Annotated in this window: 23 protein-coding genes and 2 tRNA genes; 8 read left to right on the top strand and 17 right to left on the bottom strand. The window is 66.5% G+C overall.

The window, feature by feature from the left end; all coding sequences use genetic code 11:
* Positions 1 to 13: 13 nt before the first annotated feature.
* From nudC to ACSYS9_RS22280, 4 genes are all read right to left on the bottom strand, one after another.
* Positions 14 to 919, bottom strand: a complete 906-nt coding sequence (gene nudC / locus ACSYS9_RS22265) for an NAD(+) diphosphatase (RefSeq protein WP_071229578.1) — start codon at positions 917 to 919, stop codon at positions 14 to 16.
* 146 nt (positions 920 to 1,065) lie between these two features.
* Positions 1,066 to 1,458: an iron-sulfur cluster insertion protein ErpA gene (gene erpA, locus ACSYS9_RS22270; RefSeq protein ID WP_005419789.1), complete on the bottom strand. Its 393-nt coding sequence runs from the start codon at positions 1,456 to 1,458 to the stop codon at positions 1,066 to 1,068.
* A gap of 31 nt (positions 1,459 to 1,489) precedes the next feature.
* The gene (locus tag ACSYS9_RS22275; RefSeq protein WP_071229579.1) at positions 1,490 to 1,954 is read right to left on the bottom strand and encodes a bactofilin family protein; all 465 of its coding nucleotides are present in this window, start codon (positions 1,952 to 1,954) and stop codon (positions 1,490 to 1,492) included.
* A gap of 4 nt (positions 1,955 to 1,958) precedes the next feature.
* Complete coding sequence (locus ACSYS9_RS22280) at positions 1,959 to 2,702, bottom strand: DUF6776 family protein (protein WP_019336613.1); 744 nt, start codon at positions 2,700 to 2,702, stop codon at positions 1,959 to 1,961.
* A 179-nt stretch (positions 2,703 to 2,881) separates the two neighbouring features.
* Here ACSYS9_RS22280 and ACSYS9_RS22285 point away from each other — a divergent pair, with 179 nt between their 5' ends.
* Genes ACSYS9_RS22285 through ACSYS9_RS22295 form a run of 3 tightly spaced genes read left to right on the top strand, consistent with a single transcriptional unit; the run spans position 2,882 to position 7,630 of the window.
* Positions 2,882 to 3,499, top strand: a complete 618-nt coding sequence (locus tag ACSYS9_RS22285) for a DUF4126 domain-containing protein (protein ID WP_005411305.1) — start codon at positions 2,882 to 2,884, stop codon at positions 3,497 to 3,499.
* Positions 3,500 to 3,543: 44 nt separating this feature from the next.
* Entirely contained in the window at positions 3,544 to 5,430 is a 1,887-nt protein-coding gene (locus tag ACSYS9_RS22290; RefSeq protein WP_049424052.1) for an EAL domain-containing protein, read from the top strand.
* Between the two features lies 1 nt (position 5,431).
* Complete coding sequence (locus ACSYS9_RS22295) at positions 5,432 to 7,630, top strand: ATP-binding protein (RefSeq protein WP_071229580.1); 2,199 nt, start codon at positions 5,432 to 5,434, stop codon at positions 7,628 to 7,630.
* A gap of 57 nt (positions 7,631 to 7,687) precedes the next feature.
* Here ACSYS9_RS22295 and bfr read toward each other — a convergent pair whose 3' ends face one another.
* From bfr to ACSYS9_RS22310, 3 genes are all read right to left on the bottom strand, one after another.
* A complete protein-coding gene (gene bfr / locus ACSYS9_RS22300; protein WP_005419804.1) occupies positions 7,688 to 8,158 on the bottom strand; it encodes a bacterioferritin in 471 nt (156 codons plus the stop codon).
* A gap of 143 nt (positions 8,159 to 8,301) precedes the next feature.
* A complete protein-coding gene (locus ACSYS9_RS22305; protein ID WP_005411309.1) occupies positions 8,302 to 8,511 on the bottom strand; it encodes a (2Fe-2S)-binding protein in 210 nt (69 codons plus the stop codon).
* Positions 8,512 to 8,619: 108 nt separating this feature from the next.
* A complete protein-coding gene (locus ACSYS9_RS22310) occupies positions 8,620 to 9,240 on the bottom strand; it encodes an RNA pyrophosphohydrolase (protein ID WP_071229581.1) in 621 nt (206 codons plus the stop codon).
* Between the two features lie 120 nt (positions 9,241 to 9,360).
* On the opposite strand from ACSYS9_RS22310, the gene ACSYS9_RS22315 reads away from it, so the two are divergent.
* Together ACSYS9_RS22315 and ACSYS9_RS22320 are read left to right on the top strand one after the other, a co-directional pair.
* Positions 9,361 to 9,437: transfer RNA gene (locus ACSYS9_RS22315), tRNA-Met, on the top strand.
* A gap of 55 nt (positions 9,438 to 9,492) precedes the next feature.
* Positions 9,493 to 9,567 (top strand) — tRNA-Gln (locus tag ACSYS9_RS22320).
* Positions 9,568 to 9,876: 309 nt separating this feature from the next.
* Here ACSYS9_RS22320 and rpsI read toward each other — a convergent pair.
* Both rpsI and rplM read right to left on the bottom strand, forming a co-directional pair.
* On the bottom strand, positions 9,877 to 10,269 hold the full coding sequence (rpsI, locus tag ACSYS9_RS22325; protein ID WP_005411311.1) for a 30S ribosomal protein S9: 393 nt from the start codon (positions 10,267 to 10,269) through the stop codon (positions 9,877 to 9,879).
* A gap of 2 nt (positions 10,270 to 10,271) precedes the next feature.
* Positions 10,272 to 10,700, bottom strand: coding sequence for a 50S ribosomal protein L13 (gene rplM / locus ACSYS9_RS22330; protein WP_005414692.1), 429 nt, complete (start codon positions 10,698 to 10,700; stop codon positions 10,272 to 10,274).
* A gap of 197 nt (positions 10,701 to 10,897) precedes the next feature.
* Here rplM and coq7 point away from each other — a divergent pair, with 197 nt between their 5' ends.
* Positions 10,898 to 11,542 (top strand): 2-polyprenyl-3-methyl-6-methoxy-1,4-benzoquinone monooxygenase, encoded by a 645-nt coding sequence (coq7, locus tag ACSYS9_RS22335; protein ID WP_071227666.1) that lies wholly within the window; start codon positions 10,898 to 10,900, stop codon positions 11,540 to 11,542.
* An 87-nt stretch (positions 11,543 to 11,629) separates the two neighbouring features.
* Here the strand turns inward: coq7 and ACSYS9_RS22340 are convergent, their stop codons facing one another.
* On the bottom strand, positions 11,630 to 11,950 hold the full coding sequence (locus tag ACSYS9_RS22340; protein WP_005411314.1) for a DMT family transporter: 321 nt from the start codon (positions 11,948 to 11,950) through the stop codon (positions 11,630 to 11,632).
* A 168-nt stretch (positions 11,951 to 12,118) separates the two neighbouring features.
* A complete protein-coding gene (speD, locus tag ACSYS9_RS22345; protein ID WP_006473908.1) occupies positions 12,119 to 12,913 on the bottom strand; it encodes an adenosylmethionine decarboxylase in 795 nt (264 codons plus the stop codon).
* A gap of 149 nt (positions 12,914 to 13,062) precedes the next feature.
* On the opposite strand from speD, the gene crp reads away from it, so the two are divergent.
* Positions 13,063 to 13,752 (top strand): cAMP-activated global transcriptional regulator CRP, encoded by a 690-nt coding sequence (gene crp, locus ACSYS9_RS22350; RefSeq protein WP_010482649.1) that lies wholly within the window; start codon positions 13,063 to 13,065, stop codon positions 13,750 to 13,752.
* 62 nt (positions 13,753 to 13,814) lie between these two features.
* The gene (locus tag ACSYS9_RS22355) at positions 13,815 to 14,576 is read left to right on the top strand and encodes a sulfite exporter TauE/SafE family protein (protein ID WP_014038735.1); all 762 of its coding nucleotides are present in this window, start codon (positions 13,815 to 13,817) and stop codon (positions 14,574 to 14,576) included.
* 168 nt (positions 14,577 to 14,744) lie between these two features.
* Here ACSYS9_RS22355 and ACSYS9_RS22360 read toward each other — a convergent pair whose 3' ends face one another.
* The 6 genes from ACSYS9_RS22360 to trpE all read right to left on the bottom strand — a co-directional run bounded on the left by ACSYS9_RS22360 (position 14,745) and on the right by trpE (position 20,287).
* Positions 14,745 to 15,461 (bottom strand): haloacid dehalogenase-like hydrolase, encoded by a 717-nt coding sequence (locus tag ACSYS9_RS22360; RefSeq protein ID WP_032127168.1) that lies wholly within the window; start codon positions 15,459 to 15,461, stop codon positions 14,745 to 14,747.
* The gene (gene trpC, locus ACSYS9_RS22365; RefSeq protein WP_049401666.1) at positions 15,458 to 16,252 is read right to left on the bottom strand and encodes an indole-3-glycerol phosphate synthase TrpC; all 795 of its coding nucleotides are present in this window, start codon (positions 16,250 to 16,252) and stop codon (positions 15,458 to 15,460) included. The genes ACSYS9_RS22360 and trpC overlap by 4 nt, the downstream gene beginning before the upstream one ends.
* 74 nt (positions 16,253 to 16,326) lie before the next feature.
* On the bottom strand, positions 16,327 to 17,358 hold the full coding sequence (trpD, locus tag ACSYS9_RS22370; RefSeq protein WP_049401667.1) for an anthranilate phosphoribosyltransferase: 1,032 nt from the start codon (positions 17,356 to 17,358) through the stop codon (positions 16,327 to 16,329).
* A 16-nt stretch (positions 17,359 to 17,374) separates the two neighbouring features.
* On the bottom strand, positions 17,375 to 17,962 hold the full coding sequence (locus ACSYS9_RS22375; RefSeq protein ID WP_049401668.1) for an anthranilate synthase component II: 588 nt from the start codon (positions 17,960 to 17,962) through the stop codon (positions 17,375 to 17,377).
* A 2-nt stretch (positions 17,963 to 17,964) separates the two neighbouring features.
* A complete protein-coding gene (locus ACSYS9_RS22380) occupies positions 17,965 to 18,744 on the bottom strand; it encodes an SIMPL domain-containing protein (protein WP_071227667.1) in 780 nt (259 codons plus the stop codon).
* A 67-nt stretch (positions 18,745 to 18,811) separates the two neighbouring features.
* Positions 18,812 to 20,287, bottom strand: a complete 1,476-nt coding sequence (trpE, locus tag ACSYS9_RS22385) for an anthranilate synthase component I (protein ID WP_049424043.1) — start codon at positions 20,285 to 20,287, stop codon at positions 18,812 to 18,814.
* Positions 20,288 to 20,328 lie beyond the last annotated feature (41 nt).

The following is a 20,328-nucleotide window of genomic DNA, read 5'->3' on the forward strand; positions in this document are numbered from 1 at the left end:
CCGTCAGCCCCGCTCAGCCCTTCTGCTGCCGGTACCAGTGTTCGATCAGGCCGCGCGAAATCGAGATCGGCGGCGACAGGCGGATGCCCTGGCCATCGTCCTCCACATCGCGTGCCAGTGCCGCGCCGACCTCGTCGGCACTGAACCAGCGCGCATCTTCCAGCTCGCCATCCACGGTCGGCAGGTCATCCTGCGCCTGTGCACGGAAACCGATCATCAGCGCGCCCGGGAACGGCCACGGCTGCGAACCGAGGTACTGGCAGGCGGTCACCCGTACCTTGCTCTCCTCGTGCACTTCACGCACCACGGTCTGCTCGAAGGTCTCGCCGGGTTCGACGAAGCCGGCCAGCACCGAGTAACGCCGCGGTGCCCAGTTCGACTGCCGGCCCAGCAGCAGCCGGCCCTGGTTTTCCACGGCGACGATCACGGCGGGATCGACACGCGGGTAGTGCTCGGTGGCGCACTGCCCGCAGCGGCCGACGAAGCCACCACGGGCAAACGCCACGGCGCCGCCGCACACGCCGCAGAAGCGGGTGCGCGAGTGCCAGTAGGACATGCCGCGGGCATAACTGAAGGCGGTCGCATCGGCCATCGGCCACAGCAGTGCGGCCTGGCGCAGGTCGAGGCGGCGCGGGGCCGTGACGGTAACGTTGGCGGCTTCGACCGAGAACCAGGCCTGCTCGCCACGCAGGCCAAGGAAGATCGCGGCACCGGGGCCGCCGCCGATGTCGGCGCCGGTCAGCGCCAGCGGCTGGTCGTCATCGCCGGTGAAGGCGCTGCCGTCCTGATCGAGCACGAGAATGCGCGCGCCCGGCCACAGGCGCGCCAGTGCATCGGCATCTTCGCGCAGGGCATCGGCGCGCTCCAGCGGTTCGCCAACGAAAGCGAAACCGGAAAGCGGCGAAGGAGTATTGGGCATCCGGCAAGCGTGCCGCCAATCGATGCAGGTGGCAAGTTCGGCGCTGTGCGCAATCTGCCGGTGTGGGCGTGCAGGCACAGCATCCACGCATGGCGTGGATCTACAGAGGTGCCAACCTTGGTTGGCACCTTCCGGCCACAGGCCTCTTACATGCTGAAGCTGCTGCCGCAGCCGCAGGTGGTCTTGGCGTTCGGGTTGCGGATCACGAACTGGGCACCGGTCAGGCTCTCGGTGTAGTCCACCTCGGCGCCCATCAGGTACTGCAGGCTCAGCGGGTCGACCAGCAGGGTCACCCCGCTGGTCTGTACCGCCAGGTCATCCTCGGCACGGTTCTCGTCGAACTCGAACCCGTACTGGAAGCCCGAACAGCCACCGCCTTCGATGTACACGCGCAGGGCCAGGTCGGGGTTGCCCTCTTCCTGGATCAGGGATTTGACCTTGGCGGCCGCCGACTCGGTGAAGTTCAGCGGGCGCTCCAGCGACTGGTAATCGGGCGCGGCAACCGGGGTGGCGCCGGGCAGGGAGACTAGCGTGCTCATGGTGTCAGCATGGGGGTGCCGACGATGGCTTTCAAGCCATCGCCTCGGCCAGCTTGCGGCGCGCGGCGGTGTCACCCTTGCCGCCATTGGCCTCATCACCTTCCGGGGCCGGCAGGGCCGCCATCGGGGCGCTGGCATGGATCAGGCGGCCGTTCAGCTGGGCACCCGCATTCATCTCCACCACCTGGTAATGGACGTTGCCATTGACCCGCGCGCTCGGGGTCAGTTCGACCTTCTCGGTGGCCTGCACGTCGCCGTCCAGGCGTCCACTGATGACCACCACCTGGGCACGGATCTCACCTTCGATCACGCCATGCTCGGCGACCGTCAGGGTCGCGCCACTGGCGCCTTCGGCGGCGATCACCTTGCCATGGATGCGGCCTTCCACATACAGGCCACCACTGAATTCCACATCACCGCGGATCACCACCTGGTTGCCGATCAGGGCATCCACCACCAGCTGGCCTTCACGGTTGGATTTGCTGCTTCCGAACATCTGCCTACTCCCCTTTGGCGGCCGGCGCACCGGCCTGTTTCCAGTCGAATACCTGGGTGGTACCCCCCGTACCACTCCCCAATGTCACCCGCACGCGTTGCGGGGTGAAGTCAGCCGGCAGCATCACGCTGCCGGTGAGCTGCTGGAAGTACCGGAACGAGTAATCCTGTCCCGGTACCTTGCTGCGCTGGTGCAGATCATCCCAGCTGATCGTGGCCAGCTTGCCGTTCTTGACGCCTTCCACGGTGAAACGCATCTGCCCCTGGCTGATGGCGCCGCGGTTGAGGTTCTGTGTCAGCACGGCGGTGTACTGCCAGGTGCCGGCCGCTTCCGGGCTGAACTCGATCGAATGGGTGTTCAGGCCCTTGCGCTGGCTGGTCGAACCCACCAGGCGCTCATAGAAGGCAACGTCGGCACGCAGGCCGGCGATTTCCTCATCGCGTTCGGCCAGCGAGGACTGCACCTCGGTGTTGGCGGCGCGGCTGATGCGGTCGGAGGCTTCCAGCGTGGCCTGCTTCTGGCGCAGTTCGGTCAGCTGCGCCTGCAACGTCTCGGCGCGCTTCTCGGCGGCCTGCAGGCGCTGGCCCTGTGCATCGCGCGGCGTGGCCATCCAGCAGCCACCCAGCACGGCCAGCACCAGGCTGAGCAGCCAGATGCCGCCGATCACCAGCAGGCGGCGACGGTCGGCCGGCGGTTGCGGCGCGCCGGGCAAGCGAACCTGCACGCGCATGGGAGGACGGTTGGTCATGGGTGGATTCCGGGGCATCGCGAGGGCGACACCGGTACGGCCCCTGTGGCAAACGACGGGCTAGTGTATGACAGGACGGGTGGGTTTCCTGCGCAGTGGCGAGCCACCGTCTGTGGCGTTCAGGCATGCCATCGTCGATAGTGTGGTCCCCTGCACAGTTCCGTCGCCGGAGCATCGCCATGACCGAAGCCCACCTGTTCGTGATCGGCATCCTGCTGGCCTGGCTGGCCGGCATCCGCGTCTACCTCACCGTGTTCGGTGTCGGCCTGGCCGGCCTGCTCGGCTGGGTCGACCTGCCGCCGGCCCTGCAGGCCACGGAATCGTGGTGGGTGCTGGGCACCTCGGCAGCGCTGGCGGTGACCGAATTCTTCGCCGACAAGATTCCCGGCGTCGACTCGGCGTGGGATCTGGTGCAGACCCTGGCACGCGTACCCGCAGGTGCCTTCCTTGCCGCAGCCACGCTGTCGCCGGATGGGCAGCTGGGCACCGGCGCACTTGCTGCCGGTGCCGGTGTCGCGCTGGCCAGCCATGGCCTGAAGGCCGGCACCCGCGCCCTGCTCAATACATCGCCCGAGCCTGCCAGCAACTGGGTGGCCTCCGCCGCCGAGGACACCGTGGTGGTCGGTGGCCTGGCCCTGGCCCTGGCACACCCGTGGATCGCGCTGATCGTGGTGCTGGCCTGCAGCCTGGCCGGCGCGCTGCTGGTGTGGCTGGTCTGGCGCACCTTGTGGAAGGGCGTGCGCTGGCTGGCACGCAGTGCGTCGCCCGACAGTCCACGCCAGCCCGGTACCGGTTGATCGCCGGGCTTGTCGCATAATGGACGCGAACACCAGGAGCACCGATGGCCGCAAACGAATCCCCCGCGGGCGCCCGCCCGGGACGCGCTGAAACCCCTCCGGCCGATCATTGGCAACGCTGGACCGCTGAACCGGCGAGCGCGGTCGCCGCAGCGCCGGCCGCGGTTCCGCCGCTGGCCGCCTCCGACGCACCCGCATCGATCGGCAGCGCACCGCCGCCGTTGCCGGCCCCGGCCGTGCTGGCCGAGGCTGGCAACAACGACCAGGCGCCGCCGCCCTCCGATTCGCCCTACCGCGTGCTGATCGTCGAGGACGACCGCGCGCAGGCCCTGTTCGCACAGAGCGTGCTGCATGGCGCCGGCATGCAGGCGATCGTGCACAGCGATGCCGACGGCGCGCTGCAGGCGATCAAGGAGCATCGGCCCGACCTGATCCTGATGGACCTGCACCTGCCCGGCCTGGACGGCATGCGCCTGACCGCGCTGATCCGCCAGCAGCCTGGCCTGCAGTTGCTGCCGATCGTGTTCCTGAGCGGCGATCCGGACCCGGAACGCCAGTTCGAGGTGCTCGACAGCGGCGCCGACGATTATCTGAGCAAGCCGATCCGCCCCCGCCACCTGATCGCCGCCGTGGCCAACCGCATCCGCCGCGCACGTGCGCAGGCAGCGACCCTGCCTGGTGCTACCGGCGCACCGGCCACCAGCAATCCGGAAACCGGCCTGCCGACACGTCACCACGTGCTGCAGCAACTCAACGCCACCCTCACCCATCGCGACCGGGGCGGCGTGTTCTTCATTGAAGTGGCCAGCGCGCTGGGCCTGCGCGAACGCTATGGCTACGCCGCCTTTGAGCGCCTGATGGTGCAGGCCGGGCAGCGCCTGGCCGAGGCCGGCCATCCGCACCTGCTGGCACGCCTGAACGACAACAGCTTCCTGCTGCTGGCCCGCAATACCGATGAAGACAGCCTGGAAAGCATCGCCGCGACCCTGCGTGAGCAGCTCTCGGCACGCGCCTTCGTGATCCGTGATGATGAATCGGTGCATCTGCGCGGCGTGGTGGGTTACGCGCCGCTGTCGCCGGGCTTCGACGATGCCAACGCTGCACTGGAAGCGGTCGAGCGCACCACCCTGCAGGCACGCCTGCTCAGCGCCGGCGTGGCGGGCCACGTGCATCGCCAGGCCGTCACCGAACAGGAACACCTGGCACTGCTGGAAGGCCAGCTGGAGCTGGCCTATCAGCCGATCGTCGCTGTCGCCGGTGGCAACACCGCGCAGTACCAGCTGCTGCTGCGCCTGCGCCAGGCCGACGGCACGGTGCTGGCGGCCGGCCAGGTGATTCCTGCCGCCGAAGCGGCAGGCCGCATCGCCGACCTCGACCAGCAGGTGATGGACCATGCGCTGGGCCTGCTGGACCTGTACCGGCACGCAACGCAACCGCTGAACCTGTTCGTTTCGCAGTCGCTGCGCACCCTGCAGCGCGATGCCTTTGGCGACTGGCTGCTGGAATCGCTGCAGCAGCGTGACCTGCCCGGCAGTGCACTGGTGATCGACGTGCGCCTGCCCGACGCGCTGATCCACACCGTGCCGCTGCAGCAGTTCTGCCAGCGCATGGCCGGCGCCGGCGTGCGCTTCTGCCTGAGCCAGTTCGAACCCAGCGGCGAAGCCGATGCACTGCTGACCCAGCTGCCGCTGTCGTTCGTGCGCATGGCCGCGCGGTTCTCCAGCAGCCATTCCAACCCGGCCACGCGCGAGGAACTGCGCAAGGCGATCGAACAGGCCCATGCCGCCGGGCTGCAGATCATCGGCCAGCAGATCGAGGACCCGCAGGCCGCGGCAGCGATGTGGGTCGGCGGCGTCGATTACATCCAGGGCAACATGGTGCAGTCGGCCGGCAGTGACCTGAATTTCGACTTCCACAACGCGGTGCTCTGACGTGCCGCTGTGGGGCGTGCTGCTGGTTGCCCTTGCTGCGGCCGTCGCACTGCTGCTGTTGGGCCTGCGCCTGCGCGCGCGCAACCGGGCACTGGCCCAGCTGCAGCGCGAGCACAGCGCGCTGGCCAGCGAGCGCGACCAGCTGCGCCGCACCACCGAACGCCAGGGCCAGCTGGAACAGCAGCTGCTGCAGGCCAAGCAGGCCGCCGAAGCGGCCGTGCTGGCCAAGGGCGAGTTCCTGGCCACGATGAGCCACGAGATCCGCACGCCGCTCAACGGCATCCTGCCGATGCTGGAGCTGATCGCGCGCGGGCCGCTGGGTGAGGACCAGCGGCAGATGCTGGCCACCGCTTCGGCCAGTTCACAGCAGCTGCTGCGCATCGTCGACGACATCCTCGACTACTCCCGGCTGGAAGCGCAGGCGCTGGAACTGGAGATCACCAGCTTCAACCTGCGCGACCTGCTCGATGGCGTGGTGCAGCTGATGCAGCGCGCCGCCGATGCCAAGGGCCTGTCCCTGGCCCTGCAGCTTGACCCATCGGTGCGCCTGCCGGTGCGCGGCGACCCGGTACGCCTGCGCCAGGTGCTGAGCAACCTGCTGGCCAACGCCATCAAGTTCACCGCCCGCGGCCAGGTGCAGCTGCGCGTGCAGCGCCTGGGCGAAGGTGCGGCCCAGCACCAGCTGCGCTTCGAGATCATCGACACCGGCATCGGCATCGATGAGGCACTGCAGGCACGCCTGTTCCAGTCCTTCAGCCAGGCCGATGCCTCGACCACGCGCATCTACGGTGGCACCGGCCTGGGCCTGGCCATCTGCAAGCGCATCATCGACCTGATGCACGGGCAGATCGGCGTGCAGTCCACGCACGGCCAGGGTGCAACGTTCTGGTTCGAGATCCCGCTGCTGAAAGTGCCCGGCGACCTGCCTGCGATGGCGCGCGCCCCCGCAGCGCTACTGTTGTTCAGCGCCGATGCAACGCTGCAGGCACGCATCGAGCGCATCGCCGCCCACCATGGGCTGCAGGTGCAGGTGCTGGCACAGCTGGATGCCGTGGTCGAGCGCCTGCGCGCTCCCGCGCGGCCCGGACAACCAGCACCGGCATGGCTGATTGTCGATTCCCGCACCCGCCGCAACGGCGAGGTCACGCTGCAGCAGGCGCTGGCCGAGCGCGGCGACGATGATGCACTGCAGGTACTGTGGCTGCAGGAAGACACGCCTGCACAACGCCCGCGCCAACGCCAGCTGCTCCCGCATTTCGATGATGCAGCCCTGCATGCACTGCTGGCGGCGCCTGCCACGCCTGCCCGCCCTGCCGCCCTGCTGGCCAATGCCGAAGACGGCTTGCCCGCACCGACGCTGCCGCCATTGCACCTGCGCGTGCTGCTGGTGGAAGACAACACGGTCAACCGGATGGTGGCCGAGCATCTGCTGCGCGTGTTCCAGTGCGAGGTGCGCAACGCCGCCGACGGCAAGCAGGCACTGGCCGCCCTTCGCGAAGGCGGCGTGGACGTGGTGCTGATGGATTGCCAGATGCCGGTGCTGGACGGCTACGCCGCCACGCGCCGCTGGCGTGCGGAAGAAACGGAAACCGGGCGCTCGCGGTTGCCGATCATCGCGATGACGGCCAACGCCATGGCCGGTGACCGCGAACGCTGCCTGCAGGCCGGCATGGACGATTACCTGTCCAAGCCGATCGCGCGCGCCACCTTGCATGCGCTGTTGAAGCGCTGGGGGCAGCGATCACGCGATGTCGTAGCGTCGAGCTTGCTCGACGGCGAAGCATCCGGGGCCAGTGGAATCCCGCCAGCCGAGCATGGCCCGGCTCTACAAGAGACGAAAAGCCAAGCGGTGACGCAACCGGTGCTGGACCGTGATGTGCTGGACGAACTGCAGGCGGTGATCGGCGATACCGCCCTCCAGATCGTCTCGGTGTTCCTGGAGGATGCACCGGCGATGGTGCAGCAGCTGCAGCAGGCCGCGCAGAGCAGCGACGAGCCGCGACTGCAGGCAATCGCCCACAGCCTTAAATCATCGAGTGCGAACGTGGGGGCGTTGTCGCTGTCGGCAATCGCGCAGCGGATCGAGCACGAAGCCCGTAGTGGCAGCCTGCAGCGCCCCGCAGTGGCGGTGGCGCTGCTGGTTGCCGAATTCGCCCGGGCGCGCGTGGCGCTGACGGGCTACCTGGCACAGCATCGGTAGCATCGAGCTTGCTCGACCATCGCCATGCTGATCACAGTCGAGCAAGCTCGACGCTAGTCACTCTTCCAGCTTGCTGAGCAGGTACTTCGGCTCGCCGATACGCTCGATCAGGTCGAGCTGGGTTTCCAGCCAGTCGATGTGTTCTTCTTCCGAGTCGAGGATCTTCACGAACAGCTGGCGGCTGACGTAGTCGCCTACCGAATCGGAGTAGGCCACGGCCTCGCGCAGGGTCACCACGCCGTCGCGCTCCAGCGACAGGTCGCACTGCAGGATCTCGGTCGGGTTCTCGCCGATGCGCAGCTTGCCCAGGGCCTGGAAATTCGGCAGGCCTTCGAGGAACAGGATGCGGTCGGCAAGCATGTCGGCATGCTTCATCTCGTCGATCGATTCCTTGTACTCGTGTTCGGCCAGCTCCTTGATGCCCCAGTTCTTCAGCATCTTGGCGTGCAGGAAGTACTGGTTGATCGCGGTCAGCTCGTTGTAGAGGACCTTGTTGAGGAATTCGATGACCTTGGTGTCGCCCTTCATGGGGGTGCTCCTGCACGCTGAAAACGCAGGCACTTTAACGCCTTGCGCGCGGCCGTGAAGGAACGCGAATCGTGCGCATTGGCCTGTGCGGCCGCACGTGAGGGATGCGAAAGCGCGGCGTCAACGCGCCGCGAAAGAGACGATCAGGCGACCTGGGCCAGACCGAGGACCGGCAGCGGCAGATCGTGGGTGGCACGCGCCTTGGCCAGCAGATCGCCGGCCATGTCCAGGCAGGAACCGCAGGTGGCACCACAACCGGTACGCATGGTCAGTTCGGCCACCGTGCTGACGCCATGGCTGGCGGCTTCGCGGATCTGGTGGTCGGTGACTCCGTTGCAGATGCAGACGTACACAGGCGTGAACCGGGCTGACAGGCCAAGAGTGGCCTGTTGGCTATTCCAATGGAAACGCGAATGGTTGTCAATCAGAGACCTGAACCATTCTCGATACGGTTCAGCCGGTCACGTGGCCGGACCATCGCCGGTGGCCTTCTTCGGCCAGTAGCCGCGGGTCCGTGGGCGCTTGCGTGGGCGGTCATGCCCGGCGGTATGGCCCGGCATCCAGGCTTCCGCAGCGCTCTTGGGCATGGCGGTCACGCCCTGCCCGGCCACCCCGCGCGCCAACGGCGCCAGATGTCGCAAGGCGCGCGCATAGACGCCACGCTTGAATATCACCACGTGCTCCACCGGGTACCAGAAGTCCACCCAGCGCCAGTGGTCAAACTCGGGGGAGTCGGTGTGGTCCAGCTTCACGTGGGACTCGTCTCCGGTCAGGCGCAGCAGGAACCAGACCTGCTTCTGGCCGATGCAGACCTGCCGCTCGTTGCGGCGGATGGCCCGCGCCGGCAGCTTGTAGCGCAGCCAGCCGGGCGTTGCCCCGAGCACTTCCACGTGCTCAGGCAGCAGGCCGGTCTCTTCCTGCAGTTCACGATACATGGCCTCGACAGGCGTCTCGTCGGTATTCATGCCACCCTGCGGGAACTGCCAGCCGTCCCGGCGCACACGTCGTGCCCAGAACACCTGGCCGTCCTGCCGCATCAGCACAATGCCGACGTTCGGTCGATAGCCGTCCGGATCGATCACGATGCGGACTCCTAAAAAATCTACTGGTCGGGACTATCCCATGCCGCCTGTCGGCCCACAAGCACGATACAAAAGTGTTGACAGGGGCGATACACATCCGCAGAATAGCGGGCTCACCAAGGCTATGTAGCTCAGCCGGTTAGAGCACAGCACTCATAATGCTGGGGTCGGTGGTTCGAGTCCACCCATAGCCACCACACTGAAAATCAAGTTGTTTTTCAGTGTGAAAAGTGAGAAAATAGTTGCACGTTTTGCCCCGTCGCCAAGCGGTAAGGCACCTGACTCTGACTCAGGCATTCGGTGGTTCGAATCCATCCGGGGCAGCCAAATTAAAAGCAAAAGGCCAGATCGAAAGATCTGGCCTTTTGCTTTTAATTTGGTCGCGCATTCCACCTTATCCCCGCGCCTGTCGGCGCACCCCCTTGAACAACAAGGGGGCTATTCTCCAGAGAGGCGTCCCGGGTGGAATCCCTTTCTGCAGAACCCCGCCCTGCTGACATGCAACCCCCGGGTAGTGCCGGCCGCTGGCCGGCAACCTCGAAATGCGCTCCCCGGAACGACAAAAGCCCGGCCGAAGCCGGGCTTTTGCTTGTCCAACCAGCGGGCCCCCGAAGGAGCCCAACCAGGCGCGGTAAATCAGCGCTTGGAGAACTGGGTGGCGCGGCGGGCCTTGTGCAGACCGACCTTCTTACGCTCGACTTCACGGGCGTCACGGGTCATGAAGCCAGCCTTGCGCAGCTCGGACTTCAGGGTTTCGTCGTACTCGACCAGAGCACGGGCGATGCCCAGACGGATCGCACCGGCCTGGCCGGTGGTGCCGCCGCCAGCGGCGGTGACCAGGATGTCGAAGCTTTCGGTGTTCTTGGTCAGCTCGAGCGGCTGGCGCACGATCATGCGCGCGGTCTCACGACCGAAGAACTCGTCCAGCGGACGGCCATTGACGGTGATGTTGCCCGAACCCTTGCGCAGGAACACGCGAGCGGTGGAGGACTTGCGGCGGCCAGTGCCGTAGTTTTGAGTGATAGCCATGATTAGATATCCAGAACCTGCGGCTGCTGTGCGGCGTGCGGATGCTCAGTGCCGGCGTAGACCTTGAGCTTGCGGTACATCTGGCGACCCAGCGGGCCCTTCGGCAGCATGCCCTTCACGGCGATCTCGATCACGCGCTCCGGGTGGCGCTCCAGCGCCTGTGCCAGGGATTCGGTCTTCAGGTTGCCGATGTAACCGGTGAAGCGGTGATACATCTTGTCCTGCAGCTTCTTGCCGGTGACGGCAATCTTTTCTGCATTGATGACGACCAGGTAGTCGCCGGTATCAACGTGCGGGGTGTAGACCGGCTTGTGCTTGCCACGCAGACGGCGGGCCAGCTCGGTGGCGAGACGGCCCAGGGTCTTGCCCTCGGCGTCGACGAGGTACCAGTCGCGCTGGACGGTCTCGTTCTTGGCAGTGAAAGTGCTCATGAAGAACTCTAGGTTAGGTCGGGCTCATTGCGGCGAAAGGCTCGCCGGAACTCTGCCACGCGTTGTGAAAAGGTGAAGCGTAAGAGGCGGGATTGTACGCAGGTCAGCCCCCCGTTGCAAGCCGGCCCTTGACCGGGTTGGCAGGGGGACGGGGTCGGGCGAGAATCGCGGGGTCTTCCGCCCCACCGTGTACCGCCATGACCGTGCTCCGCCAGATCACCCCGCTGGACCACCTGCTGACCGAGGCGCAGCGCGCCCTGGACACGGTGTTCGGCAACCCGCCGGCGGCCCGCCCCTATCCGGCTGCGGACACCGACGAGCCGGGCATGGACAGCACCGAACGCCGCCACGCGGCCGGCCTGATGCGGATCAACCACGTCGGCGAGGTCTGCGCACAGGGCCTGTACTTCGGCCAGGCGGCCGTGGCCCGCGACCCGGCCACGCGTGAACACCTGCTGGAAGCGGCCCAGGAAGAAACCGACCACCTGGCCTGGTGCGCCACCCGCCTGGGCGAACTGGACAGCCGTCCGAGCCTGTTCAACCCGCTCTGGTACGCCGGCAGCTACACCATCGGCACCCTGGCCGGGCTGCGCGGCGACGGCTGGAACCTGGGCTTCGTGGTCGAGACCGAGCGCCAGGTGGAAGCCCATCTGGACGAGCACCTGGTCAACCTGCCGGCCGGCGACCTGCGCAGCCGCGCGGTCATCGCCGTGATGAAAGAAGACGAGGCCCGCCATGCGGACCACGCCGAGCAGGCCGGCGCACGCCGCCTGCCGTTCCCGATCCCGGGCGCGATGGCGCTGGCTTCCAAGGTCATGAAGACCATCGCCTACCGGCTGTGACCGCCAGGTAGTGCCGGCCGCTGGCCGGCAACCACGCAGACGCCGCAGAAGATCCGGAGGTTGCCGGCCAGCGGCTGGCACTACCAGTTAATTGGGCGAGACCAGCTTCAGGCCGATCACACCGGCCACGATCAGGCCCACGCAGGCCAGGCGGGCCGGCGATGCGCTGTCGTTGAACAGGTAGATGCCCAGCACCGCTACGCCCATGGCACCGATACCGGTCCAGATCGCGTAGGCGGTACCGACCGGGATGCTCTTCATCGCCTGGCTCATCAGGTACAGGCTGATCAGCGCGGACACGACCGTGGCAGCGGTGGGAAGGGGTTTGCTGAAGCCTTCGGAGTACTTCATTCCGAGGGCGAAACCGATCTCGAACAGGCCGGCCAGCAGCAGGTAGATCCAGGGCATGGGTGGGGGCTCCTTACCTTTTTTGAGAAAAACGAAACGGCCCGGTGTTTTCACACCGGGCCGTGGGTCGGTACATCACCGTGGAACTGTAACGCGTGCGGGGCACTGGTTCCACGGGGCGGGTCGTCCCGCCTGGGCGGCGATGCCTGCGGGCATCGCACATGGGGCTTACTCGGACAGGTTCCGGCCGTGGAACAGCTCTTCGATCTCGCGCTTGAGCAGCGCTTCGATCTTCATGCGTTCCTTGAACGACAGGTTCTTGGCCTTTTCCTCGAACAGGTACTGGTCCAGGTCGAAGTCCTTCAGGTGCATCTTCGTGTGGAAGATGTTTTCCTGATAGACGTTGACGTCGAACATCTCGTAACGCGACTTGATGTTCTTGGCCAGGAAGTTCTGGATCGAGTTGATCTTGTGATCGATGTAGTGCTTCTTGCCCTTCACATCGCGAGTGAAGCCACGGACGCGGTAGTCCATGATCACGATGTCCGACTCGAGGCTTTCGATCAGGTAGTTCAACGCCTTCAACGGCGAAATGACGCCGCAGGTGGCCACGTCGATGTCGGCGCGGAAGGTGGCGATACCTTCCTGCGGGTGCGTTTCCGGATAGGTGTGCACGGTGATGTGCGACTTGTCCATGTGCGCGACCACGGCATCGGAGATCAGCTCCTTGCCGGCCTGCTTCTTGTCGATCACCGGTTCTTCGGAGATCAGGATGGTCACCGAGGCACCCTGCGGATCGTAGTCCTGGCGGGCCACGTTCAGGATGTTGGCGCCGATGATCTCGGCGACATCGGTCAAGATTTGAGTCAGCCTGTCGGCGTTGTACTCTTCATCGATGTATTCAATGTAACGCTGACGCTCCTCTTCGGTGCGCGCGTAACACACGTCATAGATGTTGAAGCTCAGCGCCTTGGTGAGGTTGTTGAAACCCTGCAGCCTCAGGCGAGGCAACGGCTTGACCACGGCGGTCGATTCCTGTGTAAGAAGGGAAAGGGGGAATTATGGGGCAAACTGCCCCCGGGGGGAACGTGAAGAGCGCTCACATCTGGCACACTGTTTGCCCTTAACAATTGCGCTGGTTAAGCTCCGCTATCGACCCCGTGAATCCGTTCATGCGCAGAGGGAGCGCTCCTATCGTGTCAACCGTGCGCCTAGCTAGCAGTCCACTGGCCCTGGATATCGCCACAATCGATCGTTTCCTGGCGCACAGCCACAGGCGGCGATACCCCACCCGTACCGACGTCTTCCGACCCGGTGACCCGGCGGGAACCCTGTATTACGTCATCAGCGGCTCGGTTTCGATCATGGCCGAGGAAGATGACGATCGCGAGCTGGTGCTGGGCTACTTCGGTGCCGGCGAGTTCGTCGGCGAGATGGGCCTGTTCGTTGAATCGGACCGCCGCGAGGTGATCCTGAGGACCCGTACCGCCTGCGAGCTGGCCGAAATCAGCTACGAGCGCCTGCACCAGCTGTTCCTCGGCCCGCTGTCGGCCGATGCCCCGCGCCTGCTGTACGCGCTGGGCCAGCAGATCTCCAAGCGCCTGCTCGACACCAGCCGCAAGGCCAGCCGCCTGGCATTCCTGGACGTTACCGACCGGATCGTGCGCACCCTGCACGACCTGGCGCAGGAGCCGGAGGCGATGAGCCATCCGCAGGGCAGCCAGCTGCGCGTCTCGCGCCAGGAACTGGCCCGCCTGGTCGGCTGCTCGCGCGAAATGGCCGGCCGCGTGCTGAAGAAGCTGCAGACCGACGGCCTGTTGCACGCCCGCGGCAAGACCGTGGTGCTGTACGGCACCCGTTGATCGTTGAGCACCCGGTGGGTGCGGACCTTGGTCCGCACTCTTTCACGCGCTAGGCTCGGTGCATGGAACTGAGCAGCGCATTCTGGTGGTTCATCCTCATCGGCCTGGGCGCCCAGCTGGTGGACGGCGCGCTGGGCATGGCGTTCGGCCTGGTGTCGTCGTCGGTGATGCTGGCCATGGGCATTCCGCCCGCGCAGGCCAGTGCAGCCATCCACACCGCCGAGGTGTTCACTACTGGCGCCTCCGGCGTGTCGCATCTGGTCGCCGGCAATGTCGATAAGCGCCTGTTCCTGCGCCTGGCGCTACCCGGCGCCGTGGGCGGCGCCGTGGGTGCCTACGGCCTGACCCAGCTGCCCGGCGAGGTGATCCGCCCGCTCATCTACCTGTACCTGCTGGTGCTGGCCATCATCATCCTGGCACGTGCCGCCGGCCGCCTGATGCCCAAGGGCGAGGTCAAGCGGGTGCCCGTGCTGGGCTTCGTCGCCGGCTTCCTGGATGCCAGCGGCGGGGGCGGCTGGGGGCCGGTGGCCACTTCCACCCTGCTGGCCCGCGGCGGCCAGGCACGCACCACCATCGGCACGGTGAACGCGGCCGAGTTTGTGGTCACCCTGACAGTTTCAGCAACGTTCCTGCTGTCGATGGGGCTGCATCACCTGCAGATCGTGGCCGGCCTGCTGATCGGCGGCATGATGGCCGCGCCGGTGGCCGCACTGCTGGTGAAGCGCCTGAAGGAGCGCTGGGTGCTGGTGGCCGTGGGCGTGCTGGTGCTGGGCATCAGCCTGTTCCAGATCGGGCATGCGCTGACCGGGTATCTGGCGCGCTGAGCGCTCGCCGGGCATGGCCCGGCGCTAGCTGCACGGGATTCGGTAGTGCCGGCCGCTGGCCGGCAACCCCGCAAGCCCTTCCGCAATCATGAAGTTGCCGGCCAGCGGCCGGCACTACCGGGTCGCGGCCCGGCACTCCGTCACCCCATCCCCGGCGGATTCCCCGCGTTACGCCTTGTCGCCGCCGCGGTCCACGCAGCCCCAGTTGAGGATGCGGGTGCCGGCCGGCAGCACGCGGCGGAAGAAGTCCACCCTGCCCGGCTTCGGGTTCACCACCACCGGCGCCTTGGCGGCCAGCAACAACGGCAGGTCGGCGGTGCTGTCGGAGTAGGCGATATCGATGTCGCCGTAGCCGCGCTCGCGCAGCATGCGCATCTTCTCTTCGTTGTGGCAGTGGCGGGTCGGGCCGACGCCACCCAGCCGTGGGCCGACCTCGGTGCCGATCACCGGTACGTCCTGGTGGGCGACGAAGGCCAGGATCGCGCGTGCCAGCTCTGGTGGCGCGCCCGTGGCAACCACCACGCGGTCACCCTTGGCCCGGTGCGCGGCGAACACCTCCAGCGCCTGTGGCAGCAGCTTGGCGCGCATCTGCGCCTCGTTGCGCAGCACATAGGCGTCGATGACCTTGTTGAAATCGCGCGCACGGTGCAGGCCGAAGCTGCCGATCCACACATAGACCGAAATGCCGGTACGGCGGGTCGGCAGCAGCGCCACCATCGGCCCGGCGATCGGCGTGACCAGCAGCGCCGCCAGCATGCGCAGCGGGTTGCGCTTGATCAGCGAAGCGAACAGGTGAGTACCCGAATCGCCATCGTAAAGGGTGTGGTCGAAATCGAAGACCACCAGCGGCGCATCGTCGCGCGGCGTCGGATAATGCGTTTTCATGCCGCGAAGAATAGCTGACGCAGGCCCTCGCCCGGCTCTTCCACGCGCATGAAGGCTTCGCCCACCAGGAACGAGTGGATGCCTGCATCGCGCATCAGCGCCACGTCCTGCGGACCGAGGATGCCGCTCTCGGTGACCAGCAGGCGATCGCGCGGCACCGCCTTCTGCATGTCCAGCGTGGTCTGCAGCGACACCTCGAAGGTGCGCAGGTTGCGATTGTTGATGCCGATCATCGGTGCCGGTACCTGCAGCGCACGCTCCAGCTCGTCGATGTCGTGCACTTCCACCAGTACGTCCATGCCCAGCGACATCGCCAGTTCGGACAGCGTGGCCAACTGCGTGTCGTCCAGCGCAGCGACGATCAGCAGGATGCAGTCGGCACCCAGCACGCGCGCCTCGTACACCTGGTAGGCGTCGATCACGAAGTCCTTGCGCAGCACCGGCAGCGTGCAAGCCTCACGGGCCTGCTGCAGGTAGGCATCAGCCCCCTGGAAGAAGTCCACATCGGTCAGCACCGACAGGCAGCTGGCGCCGCCGAACTCATAGCTGACGGCGATGTCGGCTGGGCGGAAATCCGGGCGGATCACACCCTTGGACGGGCTGGCCTTCTTCACCTCGGCGATCACCGCCGGGTCGCCGTTGGCCACTGCCGCCTGCAGCGCGCGCACGAAGCCACGTACCGGCGGGGCGCTGGCCACGGCGGCCTGCAGGTCCTCGAGGGGACGCTGGGCACGGCGCTGGGCCACTTCTTCGGCCTTGCGGGCCAGGATCGTCTGCAGGATGTCGCTCATCGTCTTCGATTCGGTGCGGGGGCGGTGAGGACGGCCATTATCGGCCATCAAGAGGGTCAGGCTGAACCGCGCGATCAGGCAACCAGCGCGCGGGTGGTCTCTACATACTGCTGCAGGCGCTGGCGGGCGCTGCCGTTGGCGATGGCGGCACGGGCACGGGCCAGGCCGTCGCCGATGTCGCTGGCCACGCCGGCCACGTACAGCGCGGCGCCGGCGTTCAGGGCCACGATGTCCAGCGCCGGACCGGGCTGGTTGTCCAGCACGGCGCGCAGCATGGCAATGGACTGCTCCGGGCCATCCACGCGCAGGTTGCGGCTGGCCGACATCGCGATGCCGAAGTCTTCCGGGTGGATCTCGTACTCGCGCACCTTGCCGTCGCGCAGCTCGCCCACCAGGGTACCGGCGCCCAGCGAGATCTCGTCCATGTTGTCGCGGCCCCAGACCACCATGGCGCGCTCGGTGCCCAGCTCGCGCAGCACCCGTGCCTGGATACCCACTAAATCGGGGTGGAACACGCCCATCAGCACCGACGGTGCGCTGGCCGGGTTGGTCAGCGGGCCAAGGATGTTGAAGATGGTACGCACACCCATCTCGCGGCGGACTGGCGCGACCACCTTCATCGACGGGTGATGGATCGGCGCGAACATGAAACCGATGCCGGTCTGTTCGATGGCCGCGGCGACCTGCGCCGGCTGCAGCTCGATGGCCGCACCCAGTGCTTCGACTGCATCGGCGCTGCCGGACTTGGACGACACGCTGCGGTTGCCATGTTTGGCCACGCGCGCACCGGCCGCAGCGGCGACGAACATCGCGCAGGTGGAGATGTTGAAGGTGTGCGAGCCATCGCCGCCGGTGCCGACGATGTCGACCAGGTGGGTGGTATCGGCCACCGGCACCGCCAGCGCGAATTCACGCATGACCGTGGCCGCAGCGGCGATCTCGTCGATGGTTTCCTTCTTCACGCGCAGGCCGGTGAGGATGGCGGCAGTCATCATCGGCGAGACATCGCCGCGCATGATCTGCCGCATCAGGTCGACCATTTCGTCGAAGAAGATTTCGCGGTGCTCGATGGTGCGTTGCAGGGCTTCCTGGGGGGAGAAGCTCATGGGAATGCTCCTGGGATCAGGCGGCCGGACGCTGCAGGAAATTGCGCAGCAGGGCATGGCCGTGTTCGGTGAGGATGGATTCGGGGTGGAACTGAACGCCCTCCACCGGGAACTGGCGGTGGCGAAGGCCCATGATCTCTTCGATCGAGCCGTCGTCGTTCTCGGTCCAGGCGGTCACTTCCAGCACCTCGGGCAGGCTGTTCTTGTCCACTACCAGCGAGTGGTAGCGGGTGGCCTGGTAACGGTCCGGCAGGCCGGCGAACACGCCCTTGCCTTGATGGCGGATGGGCGAGGTCTTGCCATGCATGATGTTGCCGGCGCGGATGACCGTACCGCCGTAGACCTGGCCGATGCCCTGGTGGCCCAGGCACACGCCGAGGATCGGCGTGGTCGGGCCCAGGCGCTGGATCAGCTCCAGCGACACGCCCGCTTCGTTGGGCGTGCACGGGCCGGGCGAGATGACGATGCGTTCGGGCTTCTGCGCGGCGATCTCGTCCACGCTCATCGCATCGTTGCGCACCACCTTCACCTCGGCGCCCAGCGTCTGCAGGTACTGCACGAGGTTGTAGGTGAAGCTGTCGTAGTTGTCGATCATCCACAACATGGTCAGGTTCCGTCGCTTATCAGGAAAATGGCGTATACGTTTTCGGTGTAGGTGATGGGGCCGGCTTCGATGGATTCGCGCAGGCGTGAGCCAGTGGTCTCGATCATGTCCATCTGCGCCGCAGGTGACGGCGGCGATGGCGGTGTCACCATGTCGTCGCTTCTGGGCCAGTTGCCCGCCTGCACGCCATAGGCGAAGTTCGGTGCCACATCGGAAATGCTGTACAGCCCGCGCAACTTCGTGCCGTAGGCGGTGGCAAGGCCCTGAGCGGATTGGCGCGTCGACGCGGCGGCCTCACCCTTGAGTTCGCGCCGCAGCGCCACTTCGCCCGAGTAGGTCGGGGCCACGCTGCTGACCTGCAGGTTCTCGTTGGCCTTCAGTGCACCCAGCACGTCCTGCATCGCCTTCACGCTGGCGAAGCTGGCACGCAGCTGGCGCGACACGCGGGTGCCGACGAAGACCTGCCGGTTCTGCTCATAGCGGGTTGCCGGGCCGATCCGCAGATTGTCCGCACGCACGCTGCCCTCCACCGCCTTGTGCTGCTTGAACAGCGCCAGCACGCGCGCGACGTTGTCCTGCACGCGGCGGCGCGCGGCGTCGGCATCCATGTCGGTCTCTTCGATGTTCAACTGCAGGCCGAACCGGTCCGGCATCACCTCGCGGCGCGCCTCGCCCTTCACCAGCAGGTGCGGCTGCGAGGGAATGGTATTGGCCTGCGCCCACGCAGACGGGGCCATCGTGGCCAGCAGTGACGACCACAGCAATGCGCTCAGCAGCTTCATGCGGTACTCCTTGTCTTGAACGGGAACGGCGGAACGACCACGGCGCAGCGACCGTGGTGAGGCAGGCTTACAGGCCCTTGGCGGCCTGGGCGACGGCGCGGAACAGCGCGCGGCCCTTGTTCATCGTCTCGTCCCATTCCTTGTCCGGGTCCGAGTCGTAGACGATGCCGGCGCCGGCCTGCACATACAGGCGGCCGTCCTTGATCACGGCGGTGCGGATCGCGATCGCGGTATCGGCATCGCCGTGCCAGCCGATGTAGCCGATGCTGCCGGCGTAGACATTACGCTTGATCGGTTCCAGCTCGCGGATCACTTCCAGCGCGCGGATCTTCGGCGCACCGCTGACCGTACCGGCCGGGAAGGTGGCACGCAGCACGTCGGCATAGCTCAGGCCCGGCTGCAGCTGCCCGGTCACTTCGCTGACGATGTGCATGACGTGGCTGTAGCGCTCGATCACGAACTGCTCGCCCACTTCCACGGTGCCGGCCTTGGACACGCGACCAGCATCGTTGCGGCCGAGGTCGATCAGCATCAGGTGCTCGGCGCGCTCCTTCGGATCGGCCAGCAGCTCGGCTTCCAGCGCCAGGTCCTGTTCGACAGTGGCACCGCGCGGCCGGGTGCCAGCGATCGGACGCACCGTCACTTCGCCATCCTGCAAACGCACCAGGATTTCCGGCGAGGAACCGACCACCTGCAGGTCGCCGACATCAAGGAAATACATGTAGGGCGACGGGTTCAGTGCACGCAGCGCACGGTACACATCCACCGGGCGCGCTTTGAACGGCACGCTCAGGCGCTGGCTCAGCACCACCTGGAAGATGTCGCCGGCACGGATGTATTCCTTGCTGCGCTGGACCGCATCGACGAAGCCTTCGCGGGTGAACCCGGAGACGAAATCGGACTCGTCCAGCACGTCGCTGTTGAGCGGTGCGGGATAGCCGGCCCCCGGTGCGCGCAGCTTGGCGGTCAATGCATCCAGGCGTGCCTGGGCCTGCTCGAACGCACCCTCGACACGCGGGTCGGCATGCACGATCAGGTACAGCCGGCCCTTGAGGTTGTCGAACACCGCCAGCTCGTTGGAATCCAGCAGCAGGATGTCCGGCGTGCCCAGTTCATCGCGGCCAGCCGGCGGGGCCAGGCGTGGCTCGATGTAGCCGATGCACTCGAAGCCGAACCAGCCGACCAGACCACCGGTGAAGCCCGGCAGGCCTTCCAGCTTGGGCACCGAGTGGGCGCTGCGCAGCGCCTCGACTTCGGCGAACGGGTCGGCCACCTCGCGGGTGTCCACCACCTGACCATCCTCGCGCACGGTCAGGGTGTGGCCATGGAAGGCGTACACGCGACGTGCCGGCAGGCCGATGATCGAGTAACGACCAAAGCGCTCGCCGCCTTCGACGGATTCAAACAGGTAGGTATTGGGGCCGTCGGCGAGCTTCAGATAGACCGAAAGCGGCGTGTCCAGGTCGGACAGCACTTCACGGACGACGGGAATATGGGTGTGGCCTTCAGCGGCCTGCAGCTGAAACTGAGCGTGCGAGTTCAAGACGACTTTCCTTCCGGGACACAGCGTTATGGGGGCGGACG

This window comes from Stenotrophomonas sp. STK17_22 (assembly GCF_051983905.1).
Classification (GTDB): domain Bacteria; phylum Pseudomonadota; class Gammaproteobacteria; order Xanthomonadales; family Xanthomonadaceae; genus Stenotrophomonas; species Stenotrophomonas maltophilia_A.

Excerpts from the sequence above, each read along its gene's own strand:
- ACSYS9_RS22275 (WP_071229579.1), bottom strand. The coding sequence starts at position 1,954 with ATGTTCGGAAGCAGCAAATCCAACCGTGAAGGCCAGCTGGTGGTGGAT.
- trpD (WP_049401667.1), bottom strand. The coding sequence starts at position 17,358 with ATGAGCTTCTCCCCCCAGGAAGCCCTGCAACGCACCATCGAGCACCGC.
- rplM (WP_005414692.1), bottom strand. The coding sequence starts at position 10,700 with ATGAGCACTTTCACTGCCAAGAACGAGACCGTCCAGCGCGACTGGTAC.
- ACSYS9_RS22360 (WP_032127168.1), bottom strand. The coding sequence starts at position 15,461 with ATGAAAACGCATTATCCGACGCCGCGCGACGATGCGCCGCTGGTGGTC.
- ACSYS9_RS22290 (WP_049424052.1), top strand. The coding sequence starts at position 3,544 with ATGGCCGCAAACGAATCCCCCGCGGGCGCCCGCCCGGGACGCGCTGAA.
- trpC (WP_049401666.1), bottom strand. The coding sequence starts at position 16,252 with ATGAGCGACATCCTGCAGACGATCCTGGCCCGCAAGGCCGAAGAAGTG.
- ACSYS9_RS22380 (WP_071227667.1), bottom strand. The coding sequence starts at position 18,744 with ATGAAGCTGCTGAGCGCATTGCTGTGGTCGTCACTGCTGGCCACGATG.
- nudC (WP_071229578.1), bottom strand. The coding sequence starts at position 919 with ATGCCCAATACTCCTTCGCCGCTTTCCGGTTTCGCTTTCGTTGGCGAA.
- coq7 (WP_071227666.1), top strand. The coding sequence starts at position 10,898 with ATGACCGTGCTCCGCCAGATCACCCCGCTGGACCACCTGCTGACCGAG.
- ACSYS9_RS22375 (WP_049401668.1), bottom strand. The coding sequence starts at position 17,962 with ATGTTGTGGATGATCGACAACTACGACAGCTTCACCTACAACCTCGTG.
- bfr (WP_005419804.1), bottom strand. The coding sequence starts at position 8,158 with ATGAAGGGCGACACCAAGGTCATCGAATTCCTCAACAAGGTCCTCTAC.
- ACSYS9_RS22285 (WP_005411305.1), top strand. The coding sequence starts at position 2,882 with ATGACCGAAGCCCACCTGTTCGTGATCGGCATCCTGCTGGCCTGGCTG.
- ACSYS9_RS22355 (WP_014038735.1), top strand. The coding sequence starts at position 13,815 with ATGGAACTGAGCAGCGCATTCTGGTGGTTCATCCTCATCGGCCTGGGC.
- rpsI (WP_005411311.1), bottom strand. The coding sequence starts at position 10,269 with ATGGCTATCACTCAAAACTACGGCACTGGCCGCCGCAAGTCCTCCACC.
- ACSYS9_RS22340 (WP_005411314.1), bottom strand. The coding sequence starts at position 11,950 with ATGCCCTGGATCTACCTGCTGCTGGCCGGCCTGTTCGAGATCGGTTTC.
- ACSYS9_RS22280 (WP_019336613.1), bottom strand. The coding sequence starts at position 2,702 with ATGACCAACCGTCCTCCCATGCGCGTGCAGGTTCGCTTGCCCGGCGCG.
- crp (WP_010482649.1), top strand. The coding sequence starts at position 13,063 with ATGCGCAGAGGGAGCGCTCCTATCGTGTCAACCGTGCGCCTAGCTAGC.
- erpA (WP_005419789.1), bottom strand. The coding sequence starts at position 1,458 with ATGAGCACGCTAGTCTCCCTGCCCGGCGCCACCCCGGTTGCCGCGCCC.